The following is a 5,482-nucleotide window of genomic DNA, read 5'->3' on the forward strand; positions in this document are numbered from 1 at the left end:
GACGACATGGTCGCGGCCGCGATCAAGTGGTCGGGCGGTTTCGTCTGGGCGTGCAAGAACTACGACGGCGACGTCCAGTCCGATATCGTCGCCCAGGGCTTCGGCTCGCTGGGCCTGATGACCTCGGTCCTGATGACGCCGGACGGCAAGGTGCTGGAGACCGAGGCCGCCCACGGCACCGTGACCCGCCACTATCGCCAGCACCAGAAGGGCGAGGCCACCTCGACCAACTCGATCGCCTCGATCTTCGCCTGGACCGCCGGCTTCAAGCACCGCGCCAAGCTGGACGGCAATACTGAGCTGGCCACCTTCGCCGAGACCCTGGAAAAGGTCGTCGTCGACACCGTCGAGGCCGGCTTCATGACCAAGGATCTGGCGCTGCTGGTCGGCGACACCCAGGGCTGGCTGACCACCGAGGGCTTCCTCGACAAGGTCGCCGAGAACCTGCGTGCCGAACTGCCGAACGTCGGCTGAGACTGAACGCAGCCCTCCGAGATCGACGCCCGCCGGAGTTCGCTCCGGCGGGCGTTTTCGTGCCCGTAGTCAATGTGAAGCGGCCAAGGTCTTGAGCCATCCGACGGCGACGTCATGCCTCATCCGCCCGTTGCGGGGTGGAAAGGGGAAGTCGGGAGACAGGCCCGGACGGACGTCGGACGGGGAATAGCCGAAGGCCTCCCGAAACACGCGGCTGAAGTGGGACTGTGAGGGGAAGCCGTGGTCCTCGGCGATATCGGCGACCGACCGGTGCCGGCCCTCGTGCAGGGTCATGTGGGCGCGTTCGAGACGCCGTTTCTGGATGAAGCGGTGGACGCCGCCGTCAGGGTCGAACGCGCGATAGAGGGTGGCCCGGGACCCGCCGCAGGCCCTGGCCACGGTGTCGGCGTCGAGGTCCGGATCCAGCAGCCGGTCGTGGATCCAGCGCTCGGCCCGCCAGCGCAGACCCAGGCGCAGGGAGGCGCGGGTTTCCGGATCGAGAGAACGCGTGTCCCCGAGGGCGCGGGCGGTCATGGCCAGGGCCGCCGTCAGCCCGGCCCGTCGGTGGCCATCGCCCAGCCGCTCGACCTGATTGCCCAGGATCCGGATATGGCCAGCGATCAATCGTCCGGCAGGCGTATTGCGCCCCAGCACCGTGCCGTGGGCGGAGGGTTGCAGCAGGATGTCGGGGACGTATCGACGCGGGATCAGCAGGCTGTAGACATCGACGCTGGCGACGCGGGACACGGTTTCGCGCGACAGATCCCGGATCTGGACGTCGCCCGGGCGTGAGCGGACGTCGCGACCGGCGCAGTCTCCGACCAGCGGCGCCATATTGACCAGCAGGTTGATCCCGTCGATGGCCGAGCGGCCGACATAGGGCCGGGTGCGTCGCATGATCTGGCCGCTGGATCGTCCGCGACCGACGACGCCTTCGGCCGTCAGGGCCATGACCGTTGTGTTGTAGAAGCTGGGGCGAGCCTCGGGCGGAACGCCCTCGACCGCGTACAGGTCGGCCATGCTCTGTCGATAGAGTTCGTAGGTTTCTTCGCCGTTACGCGACCCGGTGTCCCAGGCCATGGCTTCACTGGTCAAGGCGTCTCGACGCCCGGCGGCGCTCCCAACTCATACTCGAATCTATCGTGGTTTCTCCCGCCAAGGCAATCATCGCGCGACGAGGCCGGGCCTGGCGGCTTGAGACCCACAGGCATGGTCATGATGGGGAGAGCCGCTATCAAGACGGCAGATCGGCGTGACAGCGTCGGTTCGAGACAGCCCCGGTGTGGGGAATTGCGCCAGGGCCTAGCAGGTCGTTCAGCCCACGCTGAACGACCTGCCTCTGCTTCGTGAGGAGTCGTCGCGTTGATTTTCGATGCCGCCATGATCGAGGCCCTCGACGGAAAGCCTGCGGGGCCGACCGCGATGCCGCACAGCCGTCCGGGCGAGGGGTCATCGGCCGTCCATCTGCGCCAGGACGGCGATCGCTGGACCTGGATGCTGATTGCCGAGGACGGCAAGTCCGTCGCGGCCGGGGAAGCCCCTAGCCGTGAAGCCGCCTTGCGGGGAGCGCGGGACGCCGACCGTCCGAACGATTGACGGCCGATGCGGCCCCGCGAGTCGCGATTTCGGGGAAGGGGCCTTGTCGAGGCAGGATTTCCGTCTAGCGTTCCGGCCCTGATCCTGGAGCCCCCGTCTTGACCCCTTCTTCTCCGCCGACCGATGAAGGCCCGGTCTGGGCGCGGGATGCGGCGCGCAAGGCGGCGCGGCGGGATGCACCGTCGTTCAAGCGGCTGATCGTCAACCTGATCGCCGTGGCGGCGGTGGCGGCGGTCGTGGCCTTCTTCGCCGCGCCGGTGGTTGGCTTCTTCGGCATCCGGGCGGCGGCGGAGGCGGGGGATGTCGCGGGCCTGGCCAGGCTGATCGACTATGACGCCGTCCGGGCGTCGCTGAGGCCGCAGTTGTCCGGGCGGCCCGAGCCGCTGACACCGCCACCCTCCTTCATCCAGGATCCGATCGGGGCCGTGCGCCGCCAGTTTGATCAGGCCGTGACGCCGCGTGCCCCGGATGCGCCGGACGTCGAGGCCTATCTGTCGCCGGGGGCCCTGTCGGCGCTGACCCGGGGCGAGGGCCGTGCCGCGATCGAACCTCCGACCTCGGCGGATGCGAAATGGCCTACGCCGATCTACTGGTCCGTCAACCGGACCCGGCTGGCGGTGACGAACGACGGCGGGGCCCGGACGGTCTTCACCTTCGAGCGACGCGGGCCCTACGAGTGGAAGCTGGTGCATGTCGGGTTGCCGGAAGCCACGTCGGCGCAGCCCTGATCGCAACCGCCCAAGCTTGGCCGCGTTGGTGCCGCAGGAGTATTCATGAACCGCAAATCCCTCATCGTCCTCGTCGTCGCCGTCGTCGGTGCCTTCCTGATCGCCTATTTCGTCTCGCCCCTGCTGGCGGTGCGAGGGCTGGTCGAGGCCGCCAAGGCGGGGGACGAGGCGGCACTGGAGCGCAAGGTCGATTTCCCGGCCCTGCGCCAGTCGATGAAGGACGAGATGAACGCCCGTCTGGTCGCCGAGATGCGCCGTGACCTGGGCGACCGGGGCTCTGCGCTGGGCGGCCTGGGGATGCTGCTGGCCCCCAGCCTGATCTCCAGCGCGGTCGATACCCTGGTCACGCCCAAGGCCGTCGCCGCCATGGTGGTCGAAGCCCGCGAACCGCGTGCCGCCGATGCGGTCGGTGAACCTGCGCCGAGGGCAGACACCGCCGGAAACGACATTCGCAAGAGCTACAGCTATCGCGACCTCGACACCTTTGCGGTGACGCTCAGCGACCCGGACCGGCCGGATCAGACGCTCGACCTGCTGCTCAAGCGGCATTCGGTCTTCTTCTGGAAACTGGCCGGGGTCGATCTGCCCGATCCGAAATAGCCTCCTCTATTTCGCCGCCTGGGCCGCGATCCAGGCGTCCATGCGGGCGTCCAGCAGGTCAAGCGGCAGGGGGCCGTCGACGAGCAGGGCGTCGTGGAAGTCGCGGACGTTGAACCGGTCGCCCAGTGCCTCCTGCGCTCGCGTTCGGATGGCCCGCAACCGGATCTCGCCGATCTTGTAGGCCAGGGCCTGGCCCGGCCAGCCGATGTAGCGTTGCAGTTCGGTCTCGATGTTGTGCGGGGCCAGGGCCGAGTTGTCGGTGAAACAGGCGCGGGCCCGGTCCACCGTCCAGCCCATCCAGTGCATGCCGGTGTCGGCGACGAGGCGACAGGCGCGCCACATCTCGTAGGACAGGCGGCCGAAGCGTTCCTCGGGCGTGCGATAGAAGCCCATCTCCTCGCCGAGGAACTCGGAATAAAGGCCCCAGCCTTCAGTAAAGGCGGTTACATCGACGTTGCGCCGGAAATAGGGACCGGCCGCCGCCTCCTGTTGCAGGGCGATCTGGAGGTGATGGCCGGGCACCGCCTCGTGCAGGGTCAGGGCCGGCAGTTCATACAGAGGCCGCTGGTCCAGCTTGCCGGTGTTGACGATGTAGCCTCCGGGCACCCCCTCGGCCAGCGACCCGCCGTTGTAGCGGCCGGTGGTATAGGTGGCCTCTATGTCCAGGGGCACGGGCCGGACATTGTAGGTCAGGCGCGGCAGGGTGCGGAACAGGGCCGGCAGGCCGCCGTCGGCCCGCTTGGCCATCTCCGACGCCTTCTCGATCATGTCCTCGCGCGAGCTGGCATAGAAGCGCGGGTCGGTGCGCAGATGGGCCAGGAAGCCGGCGAAATCGCCGGTCCAGCCCGAAGCGCGCATCTCGACATCCATGCGGGCCCGGATGCGGGCGACCTCGTCCAGGCCGATCTGGTGGATTTGGTCCGGGGTCAGGTCGGTGGTCGTATAGGAGCGGGCCTGGAAGGCGTAGTAGGCCTTGCCGCCCGGCCGCGAGCCGATGCCGACGACATCTGTGGCGGCGGGCAGATAGTCGTCGCGGACGAAGGCCAGCCAGGCCTGGCGGCGCGGCACGATCCGGTCGGCGACGATGGCGGCGGCGCGGGCGCGGTAGGCGGCCTGGTCCTCGGCGGGGATGGTCGCGGGCAGGGTCGCGAACGGCTTCATCAGGGGCTCGGTCTCGGCCGTATAGGCGACCTCGTTGCCCAGGGTGACGAGCACGCTTTCGACGACAGATTTCGGCTGGGTGAAGCCGGTTTCCAGTCCGCGACGTGCGTTGGCCAGGCCGTCGTCATAGAGCTTGGCGAAGCCCTCCAGCCGGGCGATCCAGGCGTCGGCATCGGCCCGCGTCGTGATCCGGGTGCCCGAGGCGACGTAGGCGGCCGTCTGGCCGACCCCGCCTTCGGAGTCGAAGGCCAGGCGTCGATCGTCGAACTGGATCGATTCGATCGACCGTTTGAGCACCCAGGCCAGGAAGTCGCGGTTCAGCCTGTCCTCGGACGACAGGCCCGTTGTGGGAATGGCCTCGGCGCGGGCGAGAAAGGCCTCGAGCGGGGCCTTGCGAGCCAGTTCGGCGGCACGCGACAGGTCGGGCAGTTTCGACTTGGCCGCCTGATCGCCCTCGGACCCCGCCGAGATGGGGTCGTTGGCCTTGAGGAAGGCTTCGTAGTCGGTGAGCAGGGTGGCGAGAGCGGGGTCCGGCGCGGGGGTCGCCGCAGCCATGGTGGGCGTGGTCTGGGCCGAGGCCGGCAGGGCGACCGAGGTCAGCAGGAGGACGGCGAGACCGGCGACGAATTTGGACATGAGACCCCTCGGATGAAGGCGTGCATGGGGCGGGATCGGACGGGCGGCGTCAATGCCGAAAGGGGTGGTGGTGTCTGGTGGTTAGTGGTTCGTGATTTGTGGTTGTCGAATCCTCGACGCCACGCCCATGGCGGCCGGCGAAGCCCGCTGCCAGATTCGGCAACCACAAATCACCAGCCACTAACCACTCACTGCACACGCCTCTTCGCCCTCACGCGATCACTCGCTGAAGCGATGGGAAGGGCCGGCGGAGCGCCGGGCGCGACGCCCGGTGACCGTAGAGAGAG

Annotated in this window: 6 protein-coding genes; 4 read left to right on the forward strand and 2 right to left on the reverse strand. The window is 68.5% G+C overall.

The features are described 5' to 3' along the window. On the forward strand, positions 1–474 hold a 474-nt coding region (locus ACILQR_RS15305), incomplete at its 5' end, for an isocitrate/isopropylmalate family dehydrogenase (RefSeq protein WP_395652246.1). Between the two features lie 69 nt (positions 475–543). Here ACILQR_RS15305 and ACILQR_RS15310 read toward each other — a convergent pair. Next, the gene (locus ACILQR_RS15310) at positions 544–1,569 is read right to left on the reverse strand and encodes a helix-turn-helix transcriptional regulator (protein WP_395652247.1); all 1,026 of its coding nucleotides are present in this window, start codon (positions 1,567–1,569) and stop codon (positions 544–546) included. Between the two features lie 267 nt (positions 1,570–1,836). Here ACILQR_RS15310 and ACILQR_RS15315 point away from each other — a divergent pair, with 267 nt between their 5' ends. The 3 genes from ACILQR_RS15315 (at position 1,837) to ACILQR_RS15325 (ending at position 3,398) form a co-directional block, all read left to right on the forward strand. Beyond that, a complete protein-coding gene (locus ACILQR_RS15315; RefSeq protein ID WP_395652248.1) occupies positions 1,837–2,070 on the forward strand; it encodes a hypothetical protein in 234 nt (77 codons plus the stop codon). Positions 2,071–2,168: 98 nt separating this feature from the next. Next, a complete protein-coding gene (locus ACILQR_RS15320) occupies positions 2,169–2,798 on the forward strand; it encodes a DUF2939 domain-containing protein (protein WP_395652249.1) in 630 nt (209 codons plus the stop codon). 45 nt (positions 2,799–2,843) lie between these two features. Continuing rightward, the gene (locus ACILQR_RS15325; protein ID WP_395652250.1) at positions 2,844–3,398 is read left to right on the forward strand and encodes a DUF2939 domain-containing protein; all 555 of its coding nucleotides are present in this window, start codon (positions 2,844–2,846) and stop codon (positions 3,396–3,398) included. A 6-nt stretch (positions 3,399–3,404) separates the two neighbouring features. On the opposite strand, the gene ACILQR_RS15330 is transcribed toward ACILQR_RS15325, so the two are convergent. Next, on the reverse strand, positions 3,405–5,195 hold the full coding sequence (locus ACILQR_RS15330) for a DUF885 domain-containing protein (protein ID WP_395652251.1): 1,791 nt from the start codon (positions 5,193–5,195) through the stop codon (positions 3,405–3,407). Between the last annotated feature and the right edge of the window lie 287 nt (positions 5,196–5,482).

It is taken from the genome of Brevundimonas sp., from assembly GCF_044239655.1.
In the GTDB taxonomy this organism is placed as follows: Bacteria; Pseudomonadota; Alphaproteobacteria; order Caulobacterales; family Caulobacteraceae; genus Brevundimonas.